The organism is Vibrio sp. 10N.261.55.A7, assembly GCF_002877365.1.
Lineage (GTDB): Bacteria > Pseudomonadota > Gammaproteobacteria > Enterobacterales > Vibrionaceae > Vibrio.
Genome location: NZ_MCWZ01000101.1, coordinates 35620 through 60763 on the forward strand (window position 1 = coordinate 35620; position 25144 = coordinate 60763).

General features: G+C 45.2%; 19 protein-coding genes. 7 read left to right on the forward strand and 12 right to left on the reverse strand.

The window, feature by feature from the left end:
* Positions 1-278: 278 nt before the first annotated feature.
* Both BCU12_RS07430 and BCU12_RS07435 read left to right on the forward strand, forming a co-directional pair.
* A complete protein-coding gene (locus BCU12_RS07430; RefSeq protein ID WP_102403710.1) occupies positions 279-1706 on the forward strand; it encodes a nucleobase:cation symporter-2 family protein in 1428 nt (475 codons plus the stop codon).
* A gap of 236 nt (positions 1707-1942) precedes the next feature.
* Positions 1943-3304, forward strand: coding sequence for an 8-oxoguanine deaminase (locus tag BCU12_RS07435; protein WP_102403711.1), 1362 nt, complete (start codon positions 1943-1945; stop codon positions 3302-3304).
* Between the two features lie 283 nt (positions 3305-3587).
* Here the strand turns inward: BCU12_RS07435 and BCU12_RS07440 are convergent, their stop codons facing one another.
* Together BCU12_RS07440 and BCU12_RS07445 are read right to left on the reverse strand one after the other, a co-directional pair.
* Positions 3588-3845 carry a YdcH family protein gene (locus BCU12_RS07440; protein WP_102403712.1) on the reverse strand — a complete coding sequence of 86 codons (258 nt, stop codon included), beginning with the start codon at positions 3843-3845 and terminating at the stop codon, positions 3588-3590.
* Between the two features lie 125 nt (positions 3846-3970).
* A complete protein-coding gene (locus BCU12_RS07445; protein WP_102403713.1) occupies positions 3971-4549 on the reverse strand; it encodes a TetR/AcrR family transcriptional regulator in 579 nt (192 codons plus the stop codon).
* Positions 4550-4716: 167 nt separating this feature from the next.
* Here BCU12_RS07445 and BCU12_RS07450 point away from each other — a divergent pair, with 167 nt between their 5' ends.
* Positions 4717-5757, forward strand: a complete 1041-nt coding sequence (locus BCU12_RS07450; RefSeq protein WP_102403714.1) for an alkene reductase — start codon at positions 4717-4719, stop codon at positions 5755-5757.
* Positions 5758-5917: 160 nt separating this feature from the next.
* On the opposite strand, the gene BCU12_RS07455 is transcribed toward BCU12_RS07450, so the two are convergent.
* The 5 genes from BCU12_RS07455 to BCU12_RS07475 all read right to left on the reverse strand — a co-directional run bounded on the left by BCU12_RS07455 (position 5918) and on the right by BCU12_RS07475 (position 12343).
* Entirely contained in the window at positions 5918-6736 is an 819-nt protein-coding gene (locus BCU12_RS07455) for a response regulator (RefSeq protein ID WP_102403715.1), read from the reverse strand.
* 118 nt (positions 6737-6854) lie between these two features.
* Positions 6855-7922, reverse strand: coding sequence for a ribosome small subunit-dependent GTPase A (rsgA, locus tag BCU12_RS07460; RefSeq protein WP_198599278.1), 1068 nt, complete (start codon positions 7920-7922; stop codon positions 6855-6857).
* Positions 7923-8219: 297 nt separating this feature from the next.
* The gene (locus BCU12_RS07465; RefSeq protein WP_102403716.1) at positions 8220-9908 is read right to left on the reverse strand and encodes an ATP-binding cassette domain-containing protein; all 1689 of its coding nucleotides are present in this window, start codon (positions 9906-9908) and stop codon (positions 8220-8222) included.
* Positions 9909-10365: 457 nt separating this feature from the next.
* Positions 10366-10671: a DUF1330 domain-containing protein gene (locus tag BCU12_RS07470; protein WP_102403717.1), complete on the reverse strand. Its 306-nt coding sequence runs from the start codon at positions 10669-10671 to the stop codon at positions 10366-10368.
* Positions 10672-10807: 136 nt separating this feature from the next.
* Positions 10808-12343 carry a DUF1566 domain-containing protein gene (locus tag BCU12_RS07475; protein WP_198599276.1) on the reverse strand — a complete coding sequence of 512 codons (1536 nt, stop codon included), beginning with the start codon at positions 12341-12343 and terminating at the stop codon, positions 10808-10810.
* A 321-nt stretch (positions 12344-12664) separates the two neighbouring features.
* On the opposite strand from BCU12_RS07475, the gene BCU12_RS07480 reads away from it, so the two are divergent.
* The 3 genes from BCU12_RS07480 (at position 12665) to BCU12_RS07490 (ending at position 16389) form a co-directional block, all read left to right on the forward strand.
* Positions 12665-13681 carry an ABC transporter ATP-binding protein gene (locus tag BCU12_RS07480; RefSeq protein WP_102403718.1) on the forward strand — a complete coding sequence of 339 codons (1017 nt, stop codon included), beginning with the start codon at positions 12665-12667 and terminating at the stop codon, positions 13679-13681.
* A 4-nt stretch (positions 13682-13685) separates the two neighbouring features.
* Positions 13686-14648 (forward strand): extracellular solute-binding protein, encoded by a 963-nt coding sequence (locus BCU12_RS07485; RefSeq protein WP_102403719.1) that lies wholly within the window; start codon positions 13686-13688, stop codon positions 14646-14648.
* 67 nt (positions 14649-14715) lie between these two features.
* Complete coding sequence (locus BCU12_RS07490) at positions 14716-16389, forward strand: iron ABC transporter permease (RefSeq protein WP_102403720.1); 1674 nt, start codon at positions 14716-14718, stop codon at positions 16387-16389.
* A 302-nt stretch (positions 16390-16691) separates the two neighbouring features.
* Here the strand turns inward: BCU12_RS07490 and BCU12_RS07495 are convergent, their stop codons facing one another.
* The 5 genes from BCU12_RS07495 to BCU12_RS07515 form a co-directional block, all read right to left on the reverse strand.
* Positions 16692-19778, reverse strand: coding sequence for an efflux RND transporter permease subunit (locus BCU12_RS07495; protein WP_102403721.1), 3087 nt, complete (start codon positions 19776-19778; stop codon positions 16692-16694).
* A 48-nt stretch (positions 19779-19826) separates the two neighbouring features.
* Positions 19827-20897, reverse strand: a complete 1071-nt coding sequence (locus tag BCU12_RS07500) for an efflux RND transporter periplasmic adaptor subunit (RefSeq protein WP_102403722.1) — start codon at positions 20895-20897, stop codon at positions 19827-19829.
* A 281-nt stretch (positions 20898-21178) separates the two neighbouring features.
* A complete protein-coding gene (locus BCU12_RS07505; RefSeq protein WP_102403723.1) occupies positions 21179-21610 on the reverse strand; it encodes a TetR/AcrR family transcriptional regulator in 432 nt (143 codons plus the stop codon).
* 275 nt (positions 21611-21885) lie between these two features.
* Positions 21886-22758, reverse strand: coding sequence for a hypothetical protein (locus BCU12_RS07510; protein ID WP_102403724.1), 873 nt, complete (start codon positions 22756-22758; stop codon positions 21886-21888).
* A gap of 689 nt (positions 22759-23447) precedes the next feature.
* Positions 23448-24362 (reverse strand): LysR family transcriptional regulator, encoded by a 915-nt coding sequence (locus BCU12_RS07515; RefSeq protein ID WP_241909773.1) that lies wholly within the window; start codon positions 24360-24362, stop codon positions 23448-23450.
* Between the two features lie 102 nt (positions 24363-24464).
* On the opposite strand from BCU12_RS07515, the gene BCU12_RS07520 reads away from it, so the two are divergent.
* Positions 24465-25118: a glutathione S-transferase gene (locus tag BCU12_RS07520; protein WP_102403725.1), complete on the forward strand. Its 654-nt coding sequence runs from the start codon at positions 24465-24467 to the stop codon at positions 25116-25118.
* The last annotated feature ends 26 nt before the right edge of the window (positions 25119-25144 follow it).

The window sequence follows — 25144 nt, forward strand, 5'->3', positions numbered from 1 at the left end:
CAGCTTTTCTCACCCCATAAGAGAGCTGGCTTTTAACTACCTACGTATTTTGCTGCCTTTCAATAGGCAAACCAACCGATACAGCACAGCTGTTACAACACAACTGTCACTACACAACGGAATCACGCTCAACGCTGAAGAATGTCCTTCATCGGCTTTGTGCGCCCAAAATTCAGCTCAACCACGTTTGATGCTGATATAGCTGACCCTACGCAGTTTGTAGAAGTCATTGTTTTTAAACAACTAAGAGTCTTCATTACACTCTTGAGGAACAGAACATGAAACTTCTCTACACCTTAAACCAGCGCCCTCCAAAAGGCGTGACCCTACTTCTCGCGATTCAACATATGCTCGCCTCTATTGGTGGCATTGTTGCCGTACCACTCATTGTTGGCTCATCCATCGGGCTACCCAGTGCAGACATAGTGTCACTGATAAACGCCGCCTTATTAGCATCAGGCATCGTGACCATTGCTCAGTGTATTGGGATAGGGCCATTTGGTATCCGCCTTCCCGTTGTTATGGGCTCCAGTTTCGCCTTCTTGGGTGTGGCGATCGCCATCGGAAAAGAAGGTGGAGTCGCCAGTATTATGGGGGCCGCCCTCGTGGGTTCTTTTGTCGTGATCATTGCCAGCTTCTACATGGATAAAGTTCGACAACTTTTTCCAACCGTCGTAAGTGGCGTAGTTGTCACCTTGATTGGCTTAACCATTTTGCCCGTAGCGATGAATTGGGTCGGTGACTCTCCTACCGTGAGCGAAGAGTTTGCCACCTTGCCTAAACTGTTTTTGGCCATCGTATCGCTAGGTATCGTGGTCGCCGTTTCCGTCTACTGTAAAGGTGCGGTCGCAGCGTCTGCCATTGTCATCGGTTTGGCTGGCGGATACATCGTCGCGCTGTCTTTGGGTATGGTCAATTTAGAGCAACTGAGTACAGCGGCTTGGGTCAGTGGTCCAGAACCGTTTAAATTTGGCCTAACCTTTTCACTGAGTGCGATCGTCAGCATGAGCTTGGTCTACATCGTTGTTATTGCTGAGGCCACAGGCGACTTTATGGCGCTTGGGAACAACTGCCACGCCAAAGTCAGTGGTAAAGATCTGCAACGAGGCCTGCTTGCTGATGGCGTAGGCAGCACACTTTCTTCTGTCTTAACCGCAATGCCACTGGCCTCATTTAGCCAAAACGTGGGCATTGTAGGCATTACAGGTGTTGCAAGCCGATACGTGGTCGCAACAACGGGTGGATTGCTCATTCTAGGTGGTTTATTTCCAAAACTGGCTGCGTTTGCCGTTACGATTCCAAAACCAGTATTAGGGGGTGTGGGTTTTGTCATGTTCGGCATGATTGCGTACGCCGGCATAAGAATGCTGATAAAGGCCGCCGATACCAAGCGTAATGCACTGGTCATCTGCTTAGGTTTAGCATCTGGGCTGGCGGTTACCTTTGAACCAAGGTTGCTGCAACACTTGCCTCACGATCTGTCCAATTTCCTTCATTCTGGTATCACCACTGGCACGATTGTGACGGTATTGCTGAATGTTTTACTTCCAAAATCGAGCGTGAAAGAGCAGCAAGAAGCGCTTGCAGAAAGCCAACAGCAGGTTGAGGAAGAGATGGCGGAGCAAACCGAACTTCACGTTGCCCAACAACAAGATGTTGAATCAGGCGCATCAACTTCATTGGCGTCATCTAAGAACTCGGGTTAACAGATAAAAGCATAATAGAAACAAAACATGATTTGAGATGAAACTCGCTTAAAAGTAAGTCTAAGCTAAAAGCATGGTTAACTTATAACCAGTAAACGAAAGCCAAGCAACAAAAACCGCAGCGTAACACTGCACCACAGCGCATGTTTATCTATGATAAAACACTGCATCACACTTAAATAACACTGAAAGACCCTCTTCCCTGAAAAGGCTGAGATGGCTAAGGACAACCATGAATGGAAACAATCTGGATTAAGAATCCACTGGCAATTTACACGGGTTCGAATCAAAACGCGGAAGGCGGCCTAGTAGTACGAGATGGTATCATCATTGAACTGCTCGCACGTCATCAAGAACCGAGTTCGATTATTGACTACACCGTCGACGCATCACAGCATGTCGTCACTCCCGGGTTAGTAAACACACACCATCACTTCTATCAAACTCTAACCAGGGCTTACCCAGATGCGCTCAATAAAGAGTTGTTTCCCTGGCTACAATCTTTGTATCCGGTATGGGCAAACCTCGACACTGAAATGATGAGCGTTGCAACGGAACTGGCGTTCGTAGAATTAATGATGTCGGGTTGTACCACGGCTTCAGACCATCATTATCTGTTCCCTGACGGCTTAGAAAATGCAATCGACTTGCAAGTAGAATGCGCACAAACACTAGGCGTGCGTGCCATACTCACTCGCGGATCAATGAGCCTAGGAGAAGATGACGGTGGGCTGCCTCCCCGTCATACCATTCAAACCGAACAAGCGATTGTGGATGATAGCCAGCGACTCATTCGTGACCATCACCAAAGTCATGAAGGGGCAATGACGCAAATCGCGCTTGCGCCGTGCTCCCCTTTTTCAGTGACGACTGATCTTATGAAAGAGACAGCACGAATCGCTAAGCAAGAGAACGTCATGACTCACACTCACCTATGTGAAACCATTGATGAAGAAGACTTTTGTTTGGAAAAATTTGGCTTACGCCCGGTCGATTACCTTGAAGATGTGGGCTGGCTGAATGAACGAACCTGGCTTGCTCATGGAATTCATTTCAATCTTGAAGAGATTCAGCGCTTGGGCCGAGCCAAAATAGGCATTAGCCACTGCCCTACCTCTAATATGATGCTCGCCTCAGGTATCTGCAAAAACAATCAGCTGGAAGGCGCTGGCGTTAATGTGGGTATTGGTGTTGATGGTTCAGCCTCGAACGATGGCTCGAACATGATTGGTGAAGTGCGCATGGCCATGTACTTGCAACGGCTCCAATACGGCTCTAGTAATGTCTCACATTTTGATGCGCTTCGCTGGGCGACCAAAGGCTCAGCGCGTTCGATGGGGCGACAGGATATTGGTGAGCTGAGTGTGGGTAAGCAAGCGGATATCTCAATGTTCAAGCTTGATGACATTCGATTTTCAGGCAGTCACGATCCACTAGCGGCCTTACTATTGTGTGGGGCTCAACAGGCCGATCGCGTGATGATAGCAGGGAAATGGCGAGTTCATGATGGCCAAGTGATTGGGGTTGACCTTGAAGGCTTGATTCACCGACACCGTGCTGCGGCGATGAGATTGGCCAAGTTGTCGAGCGGTGCCTAGTGTCAACCACAAAGAAAACCGATAGAAACGCAATTAGTATCTCGTCATCCGATATTGTCGAATTAGAAGTGCATAGATTAGAAAATCGGTAAAACTAAAAAGGGGAGCCATTCACGCGAATGGCTCCCCTTTTTATCGATCTTCTTTGGTCAGTCAATCTTCAAAAATTCCATCATGGATTCAAAGCTATCAAGGCAGGGCAAATGCCTTTTGCTTAACGTTGCCCACGATTCATCCACCCACACTCATTTCTTGCCTACGGGTGATCACTCAAAGCGATCACTTAATTACTGGCTTCTTCATGGTGCTTGGTGAGTTGACGATAAAGCGTATCTTTAAGTTCTAAACGCTGCTGTTTTAAGTCGTGCATATTGGTGTCATCGATTGGGCTGCCAGAGACTTCCAGTTCTCGAATATCATAATCAAGTTCATGGTATCGCTGCATATCGGCTTTGAACGCGGGGTCGTCGTGGTTAAGCTGAACAATGTCGAGTTTTAGTTCCGGGAAATCGAGAATAAAGGCGTGATTTTCATTAAGCATGGGCACTTCCTATTCAGTCTATGTCATGACTAATATAGGAATAATTCAAAGAGATAACTGTGACAGAAAACTCAGAGCAGTAAAATCAGCCACCGCCATCATTCGCACTTTTTAGGGTTCGATAACTAGCCTCGAATGTAGCCAAGCAATTGCTTACTTAAACGAGACAGCACCCCTTTTTCAGGGTTCGTGTAAGAAAAGGTGCGTAGGCCATAGATCCCCATTACCAAAAACTGGGACAACTCTTCACAATCACGATCGGCGGCAATTTCTTTGTTGAGTTGTGCTTCACTTAACTTGTCCATGAAACCGCGCTGCCAATCGTTCAGCATGGTGCTGATAATGTTCTCTACTTCTTCATCCTGATCGGCCAGTTCGCTGAGGGCTTTCTGTAGCAGACACTGTTTTATTTGTGCGCTTTCACACTCTTCAACCACGCCTTGCAGATAGAGTTCTAATCCATCCATCACTGTGCTTTGACTATCAAAAAGCGTAACAAATTCATCGTTTCGTTCAGAACGGTAATGCTCAAGTGCCGCCACAAGTAAGCCGCGCTTGTTTTCAAAAGCACAATAAATCGACCCAGGATGAAGCCCTGTCGCTGCCTTTAAATCTTGCATACTTGTTTTGCTGTAGCCCTTGCTAATAAAGGCATCCATAGCTGAGCGTAACACCTTCTCGCGATCAAACTCCGCACTGCGCATTGTGATTCTCTCTTTTGATAATACCCGTTTACCATACCCTATTTTGAATGATTGTTCAAAATAGTACTTGAATGATCATTCAAGTTAGTCTAATTTGAATGGGCATTCAAGTTAGTCTAATTTGAATGGGCATTCAAGAAACATTCAATGGATAACGGAAGGTCACCATGCAAAATCTATTTCAACCGCTTGAGCTCAACAATACGATCACACTACAAAACAAAATCTTAATGGCACCACTGACTCGCTGCATGGCAGACGATGAATTAGTACCGACTCAAGCGATGGTAGACTACTACGCTAAGCGCGCCGGCACTGGGTTGATCATTTCAGAAGCCACCATCATTCGACCTGATGGACAAGGCTACCCAAACACTCCGGGCCTATATTCAGAAAAACAAATTGATGGCTGGCGAAAAGTAACCGATGCCGTTCACCAAAATGGCGGAAAGATTTTTGCTCAGCTTTGGCATACTGGCCGAGTCGCACACCCTCACTTCTTCGACGGTGAATTCGTGCTCGCACCATCAGCGATCGCAGTCGATGGCTCGGTACCACGAATGCGTGAGTTAACCTACACCGTGCCAAAACCAGCCACTAAAGAAGAATTAGACCAACTCGTTGCAGACTTCAGCCAAGCAGCGGCTAATGCGATAGACGCAGGCTTTGATGGCGTTGAAATTCATGGTGCCAACGGTTATTTACTTGACCAGTTCTTACACTACAGCAGCAACACCCGAGATGATGAGTTTGGTGGCAATGCAGAGAACATGGCTCGATTCCCACTAGCAGTGACTGACGCAGTCTCTGAAAGAATTGGTGCAGACCGTACGGCTCTGCGCGTTTCACCGGGCGCATACTTCAACATTGACGCAGATAAAAGAGACCGCACTGTATTTGATTACTTCCTGAAAGAACTCGACGCTCGCAACCTTGCCTACTTACACGTTGGTATTTTTGATGACGCCATGGTGTTCGATTACCTAGAAGGCAGTGCTTCTGAGTACATTCGAGCGAACTACTCAAAAACCTTGGTTGGTGTCGGCAGCTTAACGGCAGAAGCCGGTAGCAAAGCCATTGAAGAGAACAAATTTGATCTTCTTGCGATTGGTCGCCCGCTTATCGCTAATCCAGATTACGTTGCCAAGGTCAAATCAGGCCAAGCGCTTGTTGAGTACTCTGATGAGATGCTGATGTCCTTGGTTTAATTCTAGAGTTTAGATTTTAAAAGCGTTCCATTTTCATGGATGACAACTCCATGCTTTAGCCTACATAGGCGTTGCCCATTAGATACACACTAAATTTCCTTCGATCTTTGCCGCCATTTATTGGCGGTTTTTTTTGCTTTCGAGAGCCTTCCTGACTGTCTCATTCGCTAACTTCTGAAATATACGCCATCAAAACCGATTTGAGCTGCTCTAACTGTTGCAAAAACTGAGGCCACTGTTCATTGACTGTGGTCAACTGTTTCGCTTTCACCAACCGCTCCATATCACTGGCCTGTTTCATCAACGCCATCGCACTTATATTGCCTGCCACACCTTTGAGTGAGTGAAACTCCATTCTTACCGTTTCTAACTCGTTTGAGTTCAGTGTTTTTTCTAGATTGCCAATTTGCGCTGGTAATGAGTCTAGGAACGTTTTTAAGATCAGCACCATATATTCATCACTGTGATTGAGGCGGCGCAATGCTGATTCCCTGTCCCAAGTAAGTGGGCTATGAACCGAATCCGTGGGAACACTAGCGGGGATTGACACACGCTTTTCACACGCGACGTTCACTTCGGCATTGACTAAGTATCTTTCTAATTTCAATCGAAGTTTTTGCGTACTGATGGGTTTGGATAAATGGTCATTCATGCCTGCTGTAAAACAAATTTTCTCATCCCCTAATGTGCCACTCGCGGTCATGGCAATAATAGGAATCTGCTTATAGTCATCGCCCGCTTTACCCTGCCGAATGCTTTTGGTCGCCTCGTAACCGTTCATGACGGGCATTTCACAGTCCATTAAAACCAATTCAATGGGCGCTTCATTTGTGGTGTCCAACAAAAACTCGATGGCGTCTGCCCCATGTTGAGCGATGACTACCTTAAAGCCTAAATCTTCCAATAACGCCTGTGCAAACCTTTGGTTCACCTTGCTATCTTCAACGAGCAGAAGTCGTGTGTCTTTAGGGCAATCCATGTTAACTCTCTATCACTGTATCTTTGTCATGACCTTAATAGTGATAAGTCTAGACAAAGATTTAGCCAACGGCGGGTTGGCTAAAAGAAATGTCAGCATGTAGAGGTTTTTTCTATCGCTATCGGCCTTTTTTTCGGCTTCTCGACTCAGTTTGAATCGTGCTGATCATTTTACCGAACGCTTTGTCTTTGGCGCGTTTTTCAGCAAGCGTTGCGCTGTTAAATGCTTGCTCTCTCATTAGCTTTTGATAACTGGTAAAGCGCCTCTCTTCCAGTGAACCATCATCGAGTGCTGCCTGAATGGCGCAACCTGGCTCTGCACCATGGCTACAGTCACTGAAGCGACACTGCTCAGCAAGTTGGGTGATTTCCCCAAAGGTATCGCTCACGCCCTGTTCACAATCACTGAGTTGCAGTTCACGCATCCCAGGGGTATCCATCAATAATCCGCCTTGTGGCATCCATTTAATGGCGCGATAAGTCGTGGTGTGTCGGCCTTTGCTATCATCTTCTCGAATGGCGCCGGTCTCCATCACTTGCTCACCCATTAGCCCGTTGACCAGTGTTGATTTTCCAACGCCAGAGGATCCAAGAAAGGCAATCGTTTTTCCTGTTTTGCAGTAATGACCAAGCTCAGCGAGATGACTCGCATCCAAAGTATTGACTGCGTGTACCATCAAGAAGGGATCGAGTGATTGAACTTGCTGGCGTTTCTCTTCAACCTCTGGGCACAAATCGGCCTTAGTGAGGATGATCACCGGCTCCACATCGGCTTCTTTGGCAATGGCCAGAAAGCGTTCGATTCGGCTGAGGTTAAAATCGTCATTAAGCGAACACACGATGAAAACACTATCGATATTCGCAGCAATAAGCTGAGTGTCGACCTTTGAACCCGGTGCTTTACGCTGAAACAGCGATTGCCGTTCAAGTAACTTATGCAAGCGGTGTTCGTTATCAAACAATACCCAGTCACCGACGCATGCTCGATCATGGTTGGGGGTGAACGTCAGTTTCACTAGCCCTTGTTCGCTCATGACCACAAGCTGACTTCGATGTTGCTCTAACACTCGACCCACTTGATAAGCGTCCAAGTCATCAAGACTCAGTTGCTGCTGGAAATAAGGTCTCCAACCAAGTTGCACTAGCGAGGGTGTTTGCATTTTATTCTCGTCATGGGTTTCATTCATTGGGTTCACGGGTTTCACCATTTGTCATTCTACGGATTGCAACTGTCGCCTAAGTGAAGATTAGCGCAGTTCTCACTGTCGGTCTGTGCATTGGTTCTCTAGGTCGTTTGTTCATGGTAATCTATAAAGCGATAGACAGGTCAAGACTTAACGTCATCCACCTAATCTTCAGTTACGGGGTTTACGGCAGCGGATCAAGCGAGCAATGAAAGCGACACCTCTTAATGGCGTCGCTTTATGAATTCACTCAGTAAACCACTTACCTAGCGGTGATTAAGGCCATGACCAATATCAGCATTAATCAAGACGATAAACCTGATTCACCCCACTCTCTTTAACAAAGTCAGCATCATGGCTCACGAGCACGAATGGGCCTTTGTATTGCCTCAACACATCAGCCAGAATGCTCTTTGAGTCAAGGTCTAAGTGGTTATCGGGCTCATCCAGCAACAGTAATGGCTGTTTCTCTTGATGACTCACCACCAGCATCGCCAGCTTCATCTTTTCACCGCCACTGAGTTGGTTCACTGTACGATGAACATCATCTCGGCGAAAACCAATGCCTGCGAGCAATGTTCTGGCGTCATTTTCTAGCAAGCCATCGCAAAACAGAACGACGTTTTCGAGCATGGATAATTGCGCTTTCATCAAGCCAAAATGCTGGTCAAGATAATACAGTGGCGCGTTGATTCTCCACTCTCCTCCTGCGTGCTCAACATCACCTAGCATGACTTTAAGCAGCGTTGATTTGCCACTGCCATTCCCCCCTTCCAAATGCAGTTTGACCGAACTGCTCAGCTGAAGGTTAATCGGATTGCTCTGAACGTAAGGCAGCTGCCCGTTAACGATGGTCACCCAGTGTCGAGCGCGACTGTCACCCTCTGCCATATACACTTTTTGAGTTTTTAGTTGCTCTTGTCTTACTCGTAGAGATTTTTCTTTTTCTCGCAATTGCTCTCTTCGACCCCCTTCATTTTTTAAGCGATTCGATACACTGGCCGTTGCGTCACTTCGACGCTGATTCAGCACAATCTTCGGCACTCCCCCTGTCTTCCTTAGTGCGTTGCCCTTTGCGGCTCTTTGTTCGTATTTTTCTTTGTTCTTTTGGGCTTGGGTTTCTATATGTTTTTTCTGTTTGGTGACACTATTGATCTGCCTTTCAATCGCGATCACTTCTTGATTTTTCTGCTCTAAATAAAAATCAAAATGGCCACCAAATTGCGTTAAACCCAGCGTTGTTAATTCCCAAATTCGGTCCATTTCCCTAAGTAGTTGACGGTCATGGCTTATCAAGAGTAAATCACCTGAAAAACGTTGCATCTGATTGACCAACCACGAACGTCCGTCTACATCCAAATGGTTTGACGGCTCATCGAGCACCAACAATTCAACGTCTGATTGAAACAGTTGCCATAAACGAAGCCGCGCCAATTGGCCGCCACTGAGCAGGCGACAAGGGAAGTGTGCATCCGGCGGCAGCTTCATCGCTCTAAGCTGCTGCTCTAGGTCACCCTTAACCGTCCATTGCTCACCAATAGTCGAAAATAGAGCCTCAGAACACTCCCCCGCTTCCACTCTATCCAGCGCCATGATGACCTCATCAAGCTTTAGGTATTCAGCAATGCTCATCTCACTTTCAAGTAGCTCGGAAGGCAACTGACTGTAACTCGCTACACGGGCATTGAGCAGCACGCTACCGTGCGTAGGTTCGAGCTGCTTAATCAGCAGAGAGGCAAAGATGGATTTCCCTACCCCATTTCGCCCAACAAGCCCAATACGGCGATGATTTAGGGTGCAAGAGATGCCTTGAAATAGGTATTCTCCGTCGTCAAATTGGTAGCTCACACTGTTAGCCTGAATCAAAGGCGTTGATCGTCGCTTTGAACCAGAGTGTGGTGGATGGGATACGTGTACCGAACGCTGATGCGCGAGCGGTTTATCTTGCAATGGTTTATCAAGTAATGATTTCGATTGTATATGTGGCATAAAGTGCCTCCTGTAGGACAGGGGCGTAAGACGTAGCCATAAAAAGGAGCGCCCAAATCTCTAGGCGAAACCTTAGATAGATCAACACCAAACTATTTACTCATAGGTATATGGCAAAGTAAAACGAGTGCATCTTCTATGTAATGTGTTGTATGTAGGGAATGCAGTTCAAGATGAACGACATTCTGGCTCGCAACGAGCGAAAAGCTACGCCTACTAACCCTGTAGATCCAAAAAAATAAATGTGTAAATGGATGACAGGTATTAGTTATTCATATTGGCGTAAACTCCTAAATGTGGGATGTAGGGAGTGTAACGGCACTTTGTATAAAATAGCAACAAGATCATTATTCTACCTGACTGAACATTGCCCAAGGACAAGAAAACAAGGACTTTGACAATGTTCATGGCTGCCGTTGAATAGGGATTGTCTTCCGGTGATAGAAAAGAGCACAGGCTAGATAAAATCATCCTTAGCTTCTACAAACATGTGGTGATTCATCGCGCCTTCAGAGCGTGCTTTAAAATGAGGGGCATAATCTGAGTCTTCCATCAGCCCTAACGCTGCCGCTTTGGACGGCCATTCAATGATCACGCACAACGCGGCTTTTTCTCGATCGCCTTCCATCTGATCAAAGCTGCCTGTTCTGGCGAGATACTGGCCACCATGCTTAGCGACAAGCTTGGTGACCTGTTCAATGTAATCGGGAATCCAATCCGTACTGCTCGGCGTCACTTCTACTACTGAATAATACTTAGACATCTTACTTTACCTCTATTGATAATTTAGTAAGTTACTATTTACTCAAACAGTATAGGCGCTAGGAAAAGAAACGTGTTGTCGATACATCACTTTGATCAAACCATAGCATTAGTACATCTTCCCTCACTGCGCACTGCTATCTTTTCGGCAACTCCTCGCTCGACAGGTAACCGTCACTATTGCTATCGAGTCGATCAAAATCGTTCCCAAGTGGGCCTTTCACCTCACTGCGAGACAGTTTGCCATCGCCATTTCGATCCATTTTTTCAAAGTGACCACTTCTCGACTTTTCACCGCTCGATTTTCCACCGCTCGATTTCATCGATTGATGCCCACTCGGTTTTTGACCCCGCCCCTGATTCATTTGGTTAGATGCACCATTCGCACTGTTCACAAAACTCATAGACGGGCGTTTAACCTGTGTGGGGGTGTCTACATACTCGCTTGCACCACCCGAGACACAACGAACCATGTTATTAATGCGAATCGCATCGCCTTGTGGGCCGTGCCCCGTTGGGTAATCACTCGCGTCGCCCACCTTAGGATCGCTACGCTGTGAGCCGGCTCCGTGTACGTCCATCCATTTCCCATTCATGTTGCCCATTGAACGACCAAAGGCAATGTATGAACCATTCGCGCCATTACGCAGGTTCACATGAGTGGTACTGCTCCAGTAGCTTGCGTAGTCGCTCTGATTCGCTTCATTCGTTATCGAAGTGCTGGCAAAGATAGGATCAATCGCGGGGGAATTGGTTGTCGCAGGTGAACGGGAATAATCCACAATAGATTGCAGCTCTTTCACATTTGGAAGACGCCAATCACTGCTGACCGCAAGAGTGAGGCTTTCACAGTATTCCAATGCGTTTGGAAAATCCATCGACTGCTGACTGTCTGACTGTTGCCAAACCAGGCTTGTCGCGGAATCGGTAATGGTGCCGTCTTTATTATCCGAAAACGTATTCACTCCATAATCAGAATGGCCTCGCACCGCTAAGACATAGAAGGTTTTCTTCCCGCCTCTCGGGCTTTCAATGCCATATCCTTTGATACGCCCATCAATAAAGTTAACGCCAAACACGGTTTCATCTTTATTCATGGTGGTAGAAACATATCGAGTGCTCGACACGAACTGACTGTCAATAAGTCGTTCACCCGCTTTTGTGTCGCCCGCGTTGATCGCAAAGTAACGCCCGTCAATAAAAGGAATGAGGTTAACCTTGCCTGAGCTGTTAAGCCCGCTTGGGTCTTGACCATCAAACAACACCAGCGAATAGAGCTCTTTGATCGTGGGCAGGCGCCAGTCCGTGAAGCCGCCAGTGGTAAGCGATGAAACATAGCTCAACGCGTCGTCGTAGCTTAACTTGTCATTGGCATCGATGATTCCATTGCCGTCAGTGTCCGTCGTTTGCGTCCACATCAAGCGCGTGACATTGTCGCTCACCGTACCGTCACCGTTATTGCTGTAGCTGGGTTGATTGCCCTGGTAGTTCGCGTCTTGCCCTTTAAGGCTGGAACCGCTCGAACAGCTTTTGCTACTTTTGTTGCCGAAACACTGTGTCTGATGAGTATCGACGATGGGCGTCGTTAACGTTGAAGCCACGCTATTGGTCACCAATAACGCGCTGGTGATTAAAGCCAACTGAGTCGGTACATTTCTTATAACCATTGTCATTCTGCTTTCCCTACTATGAATACTCTTCTTACTTTAGATGCTGCTAAGTAAATAAACAGCGCGTCGCGGTAAAGTTGCGTAAAGAGAGCGTCCTACCCTCTTCTTTGATGGCGCATTCATTTTGCGCATCTATTGATAAACCACTTCCTACGCACGAGCGACCGAATCATGACAAATTCATGTTTATTTGATGATCTTTGTATTTCATTTTTGTGTTTCACATTGGCTATTTATAGTTTCATCAAAACATTAATAGAAGAGTAATAAATCTTTAATACGAAAAAATCATCATAGCCCATCAGCAAGATAATGGTGATGTCGATGAGTCTGACAATACAAAAGATCAGTAAAAAATTTGGGGATGTCGATGCCCTCTCTAATATTGACTTAAATCTGCAACAAGGAGAGCTGGCCGCTCTGGTTGGGCCCTCTGGCTGTGGAAAAACAACACTACTAAGAAGTATCGCAGGCCTTGAAGAGCCTTCGTCAGGAAAAATCATTATCAATGACACTGTCGTGTATGCAGGCAACGTTTTAGAAGGCGAGGTCAGCCATAGACGAAAGAATAAACCCATTTCGTTACCAACTCAGCAACGCAACCTCGGTATGGTTTTTCAAGATTTCGCCCTCTGGCCACACCTAACCGTCTTTGAGAATGTCGCCTTTGGCCTTCGTGCCCGAAAGCAAACTCAGAATTTAGATAAACGTGTCTCTGATGCACTCGAACAAGTGCAGTTGAGTCAATTTTCGCAACGCTTCCCAAGCCAATTGTCGGGTGGGCAACAACAGCGTGTTTCGATTGCCCGAGCCATTGTAATTCAACCTCAACTGATCTTGCTCGATGAACCCTTGTCTGCACTCGACGCTGTCTTAAAAGACCAAATTCAGCAGCTACTCGTTGCCCTTCTCAAGGAGCATCAGTTAACCGCAGTGTATGTCACTCATGATCAGGCCGAGGCCATGTCAATGGCCGATAAGGTGATGATATTGAATCAAGGTAAAGTGGAGCAATTTGACCGACCAGAAGCCATTTATCACAAACCGGCAACTGAGTTTGTCGCCAACTTCATTGGTAAAAATAACCGATTACCCAATAGCAATGGTCGAACCTTTATTCGAATGGAAGCGCTTAAGTTTCAACAAGCCGCAAACGACAGTGATGTTCGATTCGAAGCCTCAATCAAGAACGCTCGCTTTCAAGGACAGCACTATTTGATTGAAGCGGATGTAGGTGGAGAACAGTGGTATTTCTGTGCTCCTAAACGCTTAGAAGCCGGTCAAAGTGTGTCACTTTACTGCGCTCCAGAACACATAAACCAAATTCAGTTACAAGGATAGCAACATGAAAAAAATCACTCTTTTGGCCATCTCGCTAGGGCTAATTTCTACACCATTAGCGGCGGCGGATCTTACTGTCTATACGGCTGGCCCAAAAGGCCTCGCCAACAAGCTCATTAAAGATTATGAAGCGGCCTCTGGCAATAAAGTCGTCACGTACCAAGCCACAACAGGTCGTATTCTTGGACGCTTAAAAGCCGAAGAATCCCGTCCAGTAGCCGACGCAGTAATTCTGGCGTCTTGGCCTGCTGCAATGGGGCTACAAAGTGAAGGATTGTTGCACTCGTTCTCACCAGAAAATGCCGAGAAACTGCATGAAGGTTGGAGCAATCAAAATCAGCTATTTGCCTATTCTGGCTCTGCGTTAGGAATTACTTACAACACACGATTAGTTTCAGATGCCCCTGCTTCTTTAAAAGCGTACACAGAAAGTGACTGGAAAGGCCAGGTTGTGATTCCCGATCCATCGGAGTCCGGTTCTGCCCTTGATTTCATTTCTGGTTTTATTGCCAATGATTCAAAAGCCGCATGGGATCTTTTCTCAGCTTGGCATGACAATGAAGTGGATGTTAATGGTGCCAACCGCCCTGCGCTCAATCAAGTCGTGAACGGTTCTAAGTCTGTCGTACTTGCTGGTGTCGATTACATGGGTTACGGCGAAAAGAAAAAGGGCAATCCAATCGAAGTGATCTACCCAGAAGAAGGGACTGTAATTGCCCCAAGACCGGCCATGGTGCTTGAATCAAGTAAGAATAAAGAGACCGCAGAAGACTTTGTTGCATACTTACTCAGTGACCGAGCGCAAAAGATTGTAGCAGACGCATTATTATTGCCTGGTCGAAGTGACATTCCAGCTCACCCAACTCGCCCTAATTACGCTGACATCAAACAGCTCGATTATGACTGGAACTGGATGTTCGAAAACCAAGCCTCTGTGACCAACAAATTTGGTGACATGTTCCGCTAAAAACCGACTTTCTATGGAGGGGGGGACCTCTCCATATTCTACTCAATCCATCCATTACTGATTCTTTATGACCACATTCTCAGCGTATATATCGAACGCCAAGTACCTTGTACTTGCTCTTGTTAGCCTCGCCATTCTCACCTTAATGCCAATGATCACCATACTCGCCAATAGCGTCTACCAAGGTGGTGATTGGTATTTTATCTCGTTATTCAATCAACTGATTGATGGCTATACCATTAGCGTGCTTTGGAATTCTATTCAGCTGGCGTTTCTTGTGACGATTGTAGCTACCCTACTCGCTGCGCCTCTCGCGTGGATAACGGCAAAAACAACCTTGGGACGACACAAATGGCTCGACATAGTCATTCTTATTCCTTTCATGACACCTCCATTTATTGACTCAATGGGGTGGATGACTTTTATGAGACCAAGGGGCTATCTGGAACAACTATTCCCTAGTTTATCAGGGCTCCAATCCGGTTTTTTTTCACTCGCGGGTATGGTTCTGATCATGAGTCTGTCACTGTTTCCATTTATGTATTTGGTGATCAAAAATAGCCTATTACGTGTGAATGCCAGCCTAGAGGAAGCCGCTACCATCTACGGTGCGTCATCGCGCAGAATTCTCCTGAAAATCACCGCACCACTTGTACTTTCTGGCTATGTTATGGGCGCGCTTTTAGTGTTTGTCAAAACCATCTCTGAATTCGGAACACCGGCCACTCTCGGTAAACAGATCGGTTATTACGTTCTCACCACAGAAATTCATCGTTTTACGTCTACCTGGCCGATCGATTTCGCCAAAGCTTCGATCTTATCTCTGGTGTTACTGAGCACCAGTATGCTGATGTGGATGGGTCAGCTGTACATCTCTAACCGCTATCAATATCAATTGATTTCAGGTAAAGGCAATCAATCTCGAATCATTGATCTTGGTCGTTGGCCGACGCTGCTCTGCTGGGGCATCATTACGGTCATACTCGGGCTCTCGATTGGTGTGCCATACTTCTCGATAACGGCAACAGCTCTGATTGATTTAGCGGGTTTGGGATTAAGTTGGGACAACTTAACATTTAAACATTTTCTTCAGGTTTTTGATTCCGATGGCTACGCGTTTGAAGCCTTGTTAAACAGCATTCAGCTTAGCCTGATTTCAGCCACACTCTGCGCTGCACTTGGAATTTGGTATGGATTATTGATCGTTAAGGGTCAATCAAAGCTAACTAAAGTCATCGATTTTGCGAGCCTTTTGTCTAACACGGTGCCCGGGATTGTCGTCGTTTTTGGCCTAATACTATTTTGGAACTCGCCCAATAACCCTGCGCCACTTTACAACACCAAAGGCATGCTGGTTATCACCTACGTTGTCCTATTTTTACCCTACACAGTTCAGTACGTGAAATCAGCAGCTGAGCAGTTAAGTCACAGCCTAGAAGATGCCGCCAAAGTCAGCGGTGCTTCTACCTTTTATCACTTTGCCAAGGTTACGCTACCGCTGATTTTTCCTGGAGTGATTGCCGGATGGACAATGAGCTTCATAATTGGGCAACGCGAATTAGTCGGTTCGTTAATGGTAAAACCACCTGGTGTTGAAACCACAGCGACGTTCATTTTCAGTGAGTTTGATCAAGGCAACACAAGCTTAGCAATGGCAATGGCGCTGGTCGTTGTCACCGTCACGGTATCGATTTTGGCGTTACTCAAAATAATAGAATCGAAGCGGTCGAGTCAAAGCTAGCTAGTGCTTAGTGGCTATGACTCGCCCTATAAAAATGCCCTCACCTATCATCCATAGATAAGTGAGGGCATTTTCGCGAAAAGCAGTGCGATGCTAACCATTCCTAAAAGATAAAACATCTGGTTTTGGGCACTTCAAACTCATTTTTGGACACTTTCGAGTTAGAAAGTGCCGTGGATAAGAAATCAAGTAATCACATTTCTGGACAAAAAGTGATAGTGTAAGTCTTACCCATCAGAATTGAGAGTACAGGCGTGAGTTAGCAGTATTGCTACCAATACCGCTACTATACCTTTAGATAGCTATCGTACTCTTCGGTTGCTATCAAATTTTGTTTGTTCGACTTCATTTGGCTTTATGCTGAAGAAAATGGCATACAAGACAGGGATAATAACTAACGTTAATAATGTTGCGAAAGTAAGACCAAACACCAATACAACAGACATCGACTTAAAGAACGCATCAAAGAACAGTGGGATAACGCCTAGGACTGTTGTTAGCGCGCCCATGATAACTGGCCTCACACGGCTTGCCGCAGCATCGATAACGGCATCAAACCTTGGTTTACCTTCAGCAATTTCCAAGTCGGTTTGATCCACCAAAACAATCGCATTTTTTATCAACAAACCAGACAATGACAACAAGCCCAATATTGCCATGAATTCCATTGGGGTCCCTGTTGCAAGCAAACCTGCTGACACACCGATTAACGCCAGCGGAACCACGAGCCATATCACCACCGGCTGTTTTACCGTCCCAAACAAGATGAACACCACAATCACCATTGCCAACAAACCAAGTGGAATGGTAGATGCTAGGTTTTCATTCGATTCTTTAGAATCACCGTACTCTCCGCCCCACTCCAATTGATAGCCATCAGGAAGAGGAATCGCTTCAATTTGAGGCCTTAATCGCTCAAATAAATCGGAGGTTAATTCACTCGGAATTGGATCAGACTGAGCTCTGATCTCCCATTGGCGATCAACTCTTCTTACTAAACCATCGCGCCATACTGTGCGATAGCCGTCGGTAACCTGTCCAATAGGCACCGCATGACCTGTTACCGAGCTGATAACTTGGATATTTTTAATGTCCCTCACATCGTGACTTTCAGATTCAGGAGCACGAGTAATAATCGGGATCAGCTCATCATTTTCACGATATGCGCCAATATTTTTGCCAGAGAAATTGGTTTCCAACGCTGAGGCGAGATCTTCACGAGAAACCCCAACTCTTTGCGCCGACTTTTCTGAGTAGATCGGCTCAATAACGCTGATAGGCTGACGCCAGTTATCTTTAATTGATAACGCTTTGCCATCTGCCGCCATAATGGCTTTCGCTTGGCTGGCAATCTCTCTCAAGACTTTTGTATCTGGACCACTGAATTTGGCTTGAATACGGGAACCGCCACCCGGCCCAAGAACAAACTTCCACACTTTACCTTGAGCGTCAGGGAACGACTCATCAATATGGCTTTGAATATCAGCAAGCAACCCATCGATGATTCGGTAATCATTAGTTTTAACCAACAATTGCCCATAAGCCGAGTTCGACGACTCTGGAGCGTAGACCAACATGAACCGAGGAACACCACCCCCAATGGAAGCTTGAACATCCTCCACGCCATCAAGTGATTGAATATACTTATTTAAACGCTCAACATCATTCTTGGTAGTGCTCGCATCCGTCCCTTGTGGTAACCAATAGTCAACAACAAATAACGGGGTCGTTGAGGCAGGGAAGAAGCCAGGTTTCACGAACTGAAAACCCCATACCGACACAAAGAACATAGCAACAATACCAACAACCACTAGGTAACGTTGTTTAAGAGAAACAAACAGCAAACGTTTATACGCTTTGGTGAATCCGCTCTCTTTTTGCTTGCCCTCTTCGACGACAGTTAACTCTTTAAATAACCAATGACAAAATAAAGGTGTTAACGTAATGGCAAACAACCAACTAAACATCAAGGAAATTAGGATTACCCAAAATAGATGTCCGGTATATTCAGCTGTCGCCCCTGGAGCAAAACCTATCGGTGCGAACGCAATGATTCCTACTAACGTTCCGCCGAGTAAAGGCCAGATAGAGCGTTGAACGATTTGCTTTGCTATCTCTAATTTCTTGGCCCCCGACTTCACGCCAACCAAAATACCTTCGGTAACAACGATCGCGTTATCGACCATCATTCCTAGTGCAATGATTAATGCACCCAACGAAATTCGGTGCATCGGAATATCAACAAAGTTCATTGTCGCTAGCGTCGCAAAGATTGTAAGCAGAAGAATGGACCCAATCACTAACGCAGATTTGAAGCCCATAAAAATGAACAACGTTACGATAACAATCAACAGTGCCGCAATAACGTTTACAACAAAATTTTCAACCGACGAATCAACAATATTGCCTTGGTGGTAGAACTCATGCAGTTCAATACCTAGCGGTCTTAGATTTTCTGTTTCGGCAATTTTAAGATCGATCTCTTGACCAATTTGAACAATGTTACTGCCGAGGACTCCGGATATACCAAGCGCAATTGCGGGCTGACCATTATACAAAAACTCTTTTTCCGTCGGCTCTTGGTAACCACGCCAAACATTTGCGATATCTTTGAGGTAAATGAGCTTTCCGTCAGAATCTACCGAAATCATTAAATTACGAATAGAATCGATAGAGTCAATGGCGGCAGTCGGGTCAATCACTAAGCGTTTGCTGCCCACTTTTACACTGCCTGCAGAGACAACTGCATTTTGCTGGCTTAGCATATCAACAATGCTTGAAACAGACAGGCCAAGCCTTTTTGCATCTTGCTTAGATATTTCTACGTAGATGGCTTCCTTTTTTATACCATCAAGAGAAACACGCGCCACACCGTCTACCTGCAGTAAGGAACTCTGCAGTGTTTTGGCGTATTTCTTAAGTTCGAGATTTGAATATCCGTCGCCCGTTAGGAAATAGAGTAAGCCAAATACATCACCAAAATCATCCGCGACATAAGGGGTTTGAGCCCCCGGCGGCAGACCTGCAGCCGTATCACTGATTTTATTTCTCAGCTTATTCCAAACCAGTTGTAAATCACCTCGCGTTTTTGAGGCGTCGTATCTTACTTCAACATTAATCTCTGATTTGCCGTAAGTTGATACTGAGTCAATGGTTTTCACTTCAGCGAGTTGTTGTATCGCTTTTTCCAACGGCTCGGTAACTTCAAGAGCAACCTCATGTGGGTTGGCCCCCGGATAACCCGTGACAATCACGGCTTGTCGAATTGTAAACTCGGGATCTTCAAAACGAGCCATGTTTTGATATGCTTGCCAACCACCCGCAATGGTTAGCAAAATAACGATGACACTCAGCACCGTATTCTTAATTGTAAATTCAGCTATATTCATTTCAATTCGCCTGTTCGTTGGTCGCTTTTACAAACTGATTCAGTAAGGTTATTTCCACTCTCTTACTTTCATCCCTTCGTATAGGTAGGCAACACCTGCGCTTACTACCAACTCATCTTTTTCCAAACCTGACTCTGCAATTAAGGTATTACCGACGCCTTCCGCAACCGTAATTTCACGTTTCGCCACCTTCATACTCTGTTTATCGACAACCCATACATAAGTACCCTCGCCATCACTGGTAATGGACGCTAACGGTAAAGTGATGTGACTGCCTGCACTTGGTGCACCGACGTGGACCTCTATGGTTCCGCTCATACCTGGAAGCACAAGCAAGTCTTTTGGAGATTCAAATTCATAAGTCACTGTATAAGTTTGCGTTGAAGTATCCGCTAAAAGAGTGGCTTCTTTGTATACCGCATGAATGCTTGTTTCTGGCGCTACATCTAATGCAATGAATGAATCAATTGAACGCTTTTCAAACTGGCGCTTATAGAGTGTAGCTAGGTAGTCAGCTGGCAAGTCGATAGATGCTTCCAATTTTGTACCGCCAATGAATATAACTGCCGTTTGGCCCCCAGAAATAGCCTGGCCTTGGTCGCTCATTTTGCTAGCAATGACGCCATCAAACGGAGCCCTTAATACAGAATCGGTTAGCGCTTGCTTTGCCGCATTCAACTGCGCCCGACTTACATCCCTTGAAGTCACAAGCTCTTGAAACGTACTTTGAGAAATTGCCTTACTTTTTATAAGTTTGCTCGCTCTTTGATACTCTATTTCTGCATTTTTATTTTGTGCTTTGGCTTTGTTTAAGCTGTTAAGCAACTCGCGCTGATCGAGCTTTGCAATCACATCACCTTTTTTTAGAGCCTGAGCACTTTGCACATCAAATAGCTCGATTTTTCCGCCAAACGGAAAGCTTAATTCAACGAGTTGATTATCTGTCACAACGGCAGGGAATTTACTCACTTCAACAGCATTATGAATGCCCGTTAAAACCCACTTTACTGGGCGAACTTTTTGCTCAGTTTCTTGTGCTACATTGTCGTTATTACACCCAAATAACGCGATGGTCGCGGTCAGAAGTACAAGTGGGCGCATTATTGCTTTTTGGCTCATTAACCTTTCCTCATTCTCAATCCTCAAATCACGTGTTTGTCATAACCAGTAAAAAAGAGGAGAGCTCACTATTACATCAATAATACACCTTTTAAAATAGCGGATGAATTCCGCTATTTAGACGCTATAATATCAACATGTGGTGGTATTTATGGTTCACACCTAAACTTCAAGTGTGCCTATCGTGTATCTAAGAATTATAACTCATATCAATCTAATTTATATATAGACATTAATAATTGCTTAAGTGATTAGATTTTTATTAGCAATGAGACTGGCGTCTAGCGTAAATTCACAATAGCATAGCCAATACAAACATAGATGCATTTCAGCACTTCTTCCTCGGCCCCCTGGATAAGATGCTTTAAATTGCTGACTCCCTCTCGTGTTGGAATAATGGGGGCTGCCGCGAGAATGGCGGACTTAAACTCCTTATTATTGGATAAGCCGTTGACCCAAGAATGATAAAATGCATCCGTCGACGTGAAATCAAGGTGCTTCATTAGAACTCGATTGAGTTTTAATTTTAGAACTTGAATGAGATCCGCTTTCTTTGGGAAGTGGCGGTTAATCCCTGAGCGAGACACGCCACAATGATCGGAAAGATTAGAAAACGTAAGTTGGTTGAAACCTTGCTCTAACGTAATCTTAAAAGCAGCATCAATGATTTTCTGCTTGGTTAACTCAGCTTCTGCGACGCTTGCTCTACCCATAGTTTATCCTCTTATTACCTGAATCTCTCATATCGTATATCAACACGCTGGAAACAAAGCAGTCAAATAACATACAACATTGATAAACCATGCTTGGCAATAGAGACTAAATGATAACCCTGTAATTCTGAGCCCAATTTGAATCTCCAATATTTCATTGTAAACTCACTTTGGGGCAAATCTGAGCTATACATATCAGCTAGATCACATACTTTGCTAAATTAGCAATCTATGAATTAGCTGATATAGCATTAAAAACACCTACAAACTACTGACTAGATTTTCTCAAGCACAAAATGCTGCTTTTCTGCTTGCTCTACACTTCGTAGATGCTTTATTAACTCAGTCAGTGGCTTTATCAATTCTTCTCGTTGCACCCCGCTGTCAGAGTTATCTGTAGTCCTAAGATACGCATGGAGCACCCAAGCGAGTTGACTGTATCTACTTGCTATTCCACTATCTTCAAATTCTACAAATGTTGACATATATCTTAATTGATCCATGAAAGATGCGATTGTTCCTACCGCCTTCTCACTAATCATATGCTGGTCTTTAATAACTACTTTTTTAATAACTATAAGACTATGACCTTTACCGTTGGTATCTAGTTGCTCTTTTATGTCATTAACTAAGTCTACAAACTTCATCTCATTGGCTAAGTGCATTTCCCCTTTCTCGATAAAGTCGCAATACTTGAGTGCCACTTGTATCAACTTCTCATACAAATCCATATCCAAAGGTGATATAGGTTTTCTAACTCCTTCCTTGATATATGGAAACAGAAACTGGTGAGCATATATCGGCTTAATAGACTCTTTTGGAAAGTTAGCTTCAGCGTATTTAATGAACTCTTCCCTGTGCTTGTAGTAGTTGGTGAAGATGTTCTGTTCTTGTGAGAGTTCAATCTGTCTAGCTGTTTGGATAGATCGATGGTTCAGAGCGACTAAGCCAACAAGAGGAATGGCAGAGGAAAGTAATTTGATTGGTATATTAAATAACTCCCAAAAGCACTCTAAGCCAGTATGTGTAGGATCGAATGTTAGCGGTACGGACAGTAGAACCATTCCTGATGCTACCATTGATGCAGCAACAGGTATTCCTAGTGCAGTTCTAAACGACCATAGCTGAGTTAGCTTTCTATTCTTCACTGAAACAACTCCCTAAGCACTTGATAGATATAAACTAACATGGTTCATGAGAGACTATCAGAGTAATGGCTAATTAGATAAGGTGTTTGATCACGTTTCAGTTCACTGCTTAGCATTGGTATATATATCGCAACTAGAACAAATCGATACTTTTATCTTCTATTTGTAGATCTTGAGGGTGTAGTGGATTAGCCTGATTGGTAAAATAGTTAGAGTTCTAGACATAATGAAAAGTAAGTCAAATTGAGAGACTTGAAATTAGCCTCAATCCTGCTCTGGCTTACTTTGGGGCAAATGACGTGTTTATAGTTGGCCTAGTCAATGGTCGTAGGGGATAAAGGGGTCAAGGGGATAAAGGGGTCAGGTCTTGCGTTTTGCTTACAGCCAGTAAAATTAGAATAGTGACCTGTTCACTTTATTCCCTAAACACAAATGGCCTAGCTAAAAAACCAGCCCACCTCATCAAAAAGGCACAAGGCAAGACCTGCCCCCTATATTTTTACTATGAATACTCTTCTTACTTTAGTTGGCGCTAAGTAAATAAACAGCGCGTCGCGCTAAAGTTGCTTAAAGAGAAACTTTCTACTCGCCAATTTGGAATGCACCCTGTAACCCTGTAACCCTGCGCGATATCACCGCAATAACTAAAGGCTTAGATATTTCCGCACTAACGCTGGCGATTAACCAAACTATCCACCGCTAGTCGTTCCGAACTTTTCAATGACAAAGTCCAGAAACACCCTGACTCGTTCGGGCTGGTACTCTCCTCCTCGAAACAGCGCACTTAAAGGAAACTTGAGTGGTTCGAACCCAATGTCGACTCTTTTCAATCGTCCTTGCTCTACATGAGGGGCAGCGATTATGTCAGGTTGATAGCTCACCCCAACTCCAGAAAGCGTCAATTGACGAACCAATCTCGGACTGTTGCTTTTGAAAACAGCACGCACGGCTTTACTGGTGTTATCTGAGTTCTTACACAATGAACGCGCTATTGGCCAACGAGCGGTCGGGTGAAGGTTGCTATCAATAAGACATGGAACGCTATCCGTTAAGCTCGGGGCACTCTCGGTTTCCAAACCATACTGCGCAACCAGTTCAGCCGTTGCGTACAGTGAGCTTTGGGTCGACATGATCTTACGACAGTTTAGACTAGAGTCGTTCAGTTCACTGGCTCGAAAAGCAATGTCGATACCTTGCTCCACTAAGTCGAGCTTTTGATTGGTGACGATCAGGTCAATTTGAATATCGGGGTAACGCGTATGAAACTCTGGAATGAATGGGCTGAGTAGCTCTTCAGCGAAGCCTTGTGACGCCGTGATACGCAGTGGGCCAGACGCCTCATTATTGCTTGCGTGAAGGTGACTGTATAGCTTGTCTACTTGCAATAAAACCTTCTGAGCTTGTTGGTAATATTCTCGGCCAGACTCCTCGACTGATAGCTTTCGAGTTGTGCGATTAAACAGTTTCACCCCAAGTTCTTTTTCGACCTGATTGACGTATTTGGATGTGAGAGATTTTGAGATCCCTAGTCGTTCAGACGCAGCAGTAAAAGACCCTGTTTCAATCACCGCGACGACTGTTCTCATTCCATCAATAGTGTCCATAGATTATCAACGTTTTGGAAATTATCATTCCATGTTAGCGGGGTTTTTCTTCTCTGCAAGTTGTTCTTAAATAACCACAACGACAACACTTAGGAGAACACAATGATGAAGCTATATTGGCACCCGCTCTCAGGGCATGCCCACCGAGCACATATGTTACTGAGCATGCTTGAACTGGATTTTGAATTAGTAGAGGTCAATTTGCGACTGGGCGAGCAACAACAGCCTGAGTTTCTGGCACTCAACCCATTTGGACAGATTCCTGTATTGGTCGATGGCGAAACAGTGATACCTGACTCTAATGCGATTTTGGTTTACCTAGCCAGCGTTTACGACGAGAAACAACAATGGCTACCTCATTCACCAGAAGAGCGCGCGCATGTTGAGCAGTTTCTCTCTCTTGCTGCGTTTCGTCTCGCGGGTTCGGTGGCTAAGCTTCGAGCGGCGAATCTGTTTAATCGCAGTATCGACAGTGATACGCTCATTCAAGACGCCTATAAACTACTGACTCAGATGCAAGGCTACCTGGATAAACGACAATGGCTGGTGGGCTCTAACCCAACCATTGCTGACATCGCGCTTTATAGTTACATCAAATTAGCACCCGAAGGTTGCGTCAGTTTGGACAACTACCCTGTCTTGATAGCGTGGCTCCAACGCATAGAAGCACTGCCTAATTTTGTGCCAATGCAATTGTCGAATGTTGGATTAAGAAAGGAAACATCAGTAAGTGACGCAGTGGAAGACGTCTACTGATGAGGCCACTCGATGAATTCGCATTA

Excerpts from the sequence above, each read along its gene's own strand:
- BCU12_RS07430 (WP_102403710.1), top strand. The coding sequence starts at position 279 with ATGAAACTTCTCTACACCTTAAACCAGCGCCCTCCAAAAGGCGTGACC.
- BCU12_RS07435 (WP_102403711.1), top strand. The coding sequence starts at position 1,943 with ATGGAAACAATCTGGATTAAGAATCCACTGGCAATTTACACGGGTTCG.
- BCU12_RS07440 (WP_102403712.1), bottom strand. The coding sequence starts at position 3,845 with ATGCTTAATGAAAATCACGCCTTTATTCTCGATTTCCCGGAACTAAAA.
- BCU12_RS07445 (WP_102403713.1), bottom strand. The coding sequence starts at position 4,549 with ATGCGCAGTGCGGAGTTTGATCGCGAGAAGGTGTTACGCTCAGCTATG.
- BCU12_RS07450 (WP_102403714.1), top strand. The coding sequence starts at position 4,717 with ATGCAAAATCTATTTCAACCGCTTGAGCTCAACAATACGATCACACTA.
- BCU12_RS07455 (WP_102403715.1), bottom strand. The coding sequence starts at position 6,736 with ATGGATTGCCCTAAAGACACACGACTTCTGCTCGTTGAAGATAGCAAG.
- rsgA (WP_198599278.1), bottom strand. The coding sequence starts at position 7,922 with ATGAATGAAACCCATGACGAGAATAAAATGCAAACACCCTCGCTAGTG.
- BCU12_RS07465 (WP_102403716.1), bottom strand. The coding sequence starts at position 9,908 with ATGCCACATATACAATCGAAATCATTACTTGATAAACCATTGCAAGAT.
- BCU12_RS07470 (WP_102403717.1), bottom strand. The coding sequence starts at position 10,671 with ATGTCTAAGTATTATTCAGTAGTAGAAGTGACGCCGAGCAGTACGGAT.
- BCU12_RS07475 (WP_198599276.1), bottom strand. The coding sequence starts at position 12,343 with ATGACAATGGTTATAAGAAATGTACCGACTCAGTTGGCTTTAATCACC.
- BCU12_RS07480 (WP_102403718.1), top strand. The coding sequence starts at position 12,665 with ATGAGTCTGACAATACAAAAGATCAGTAAAAAATTTGGGGATGTCGAT.
- BCU12_RS07485 (WP_102403719.1), top strand. The coding sequence starts at position 13,686 with ATGAAAAAAATCACTCTTTTGGCCATCTCGCTAGGGCTAATTTCTACA.
- BCU12_RS07490 (WP_102403720.1), top strand. The coding sequence starts at position 14,716 with ATGACCACATTCTCAGCGTATATATCGAACGCCAAGTACCTTGTACTT.
- BCU12_RS07495 (WP_102403721.1), bottom strand. The coding sequence starts at position 19,778 with ATGAATATAGCTGAATTTACAATTAAGAATACGGTGCTGAGTGTCATC.
- BCU12_RS07500 (WP_102403722.1), bottom strand. The coding sequence starts at position 20,897 with ATGAGCCAAAAAGCAATAATGCGCCCACTTGTACTTCTGACCGCGACC.
- BCU12_RS07505 (WP_102403723.1), bottom strand. The coding sequence starts at position 21,610 with ATGGGTAGAGCAAGCGTCGCAGAAGCTGAGTTAACCAAGCAGAAAATC.
- BCU12_RS07515 (WP_241909773.1), bottom strand. The coding sequence starts at position 24,362 with ATGGACACTATTGATGGAATGAGAACAGTCGTCGCGGTGATTGAAACA.
- BCU12_RS07520 (WP_102403725.1), top strand. The coding sequence starts at position 24,465 with ATGATGAAGCTATATTGGCACCCGCTCTCAGGGCATGCCCACCGAGCA.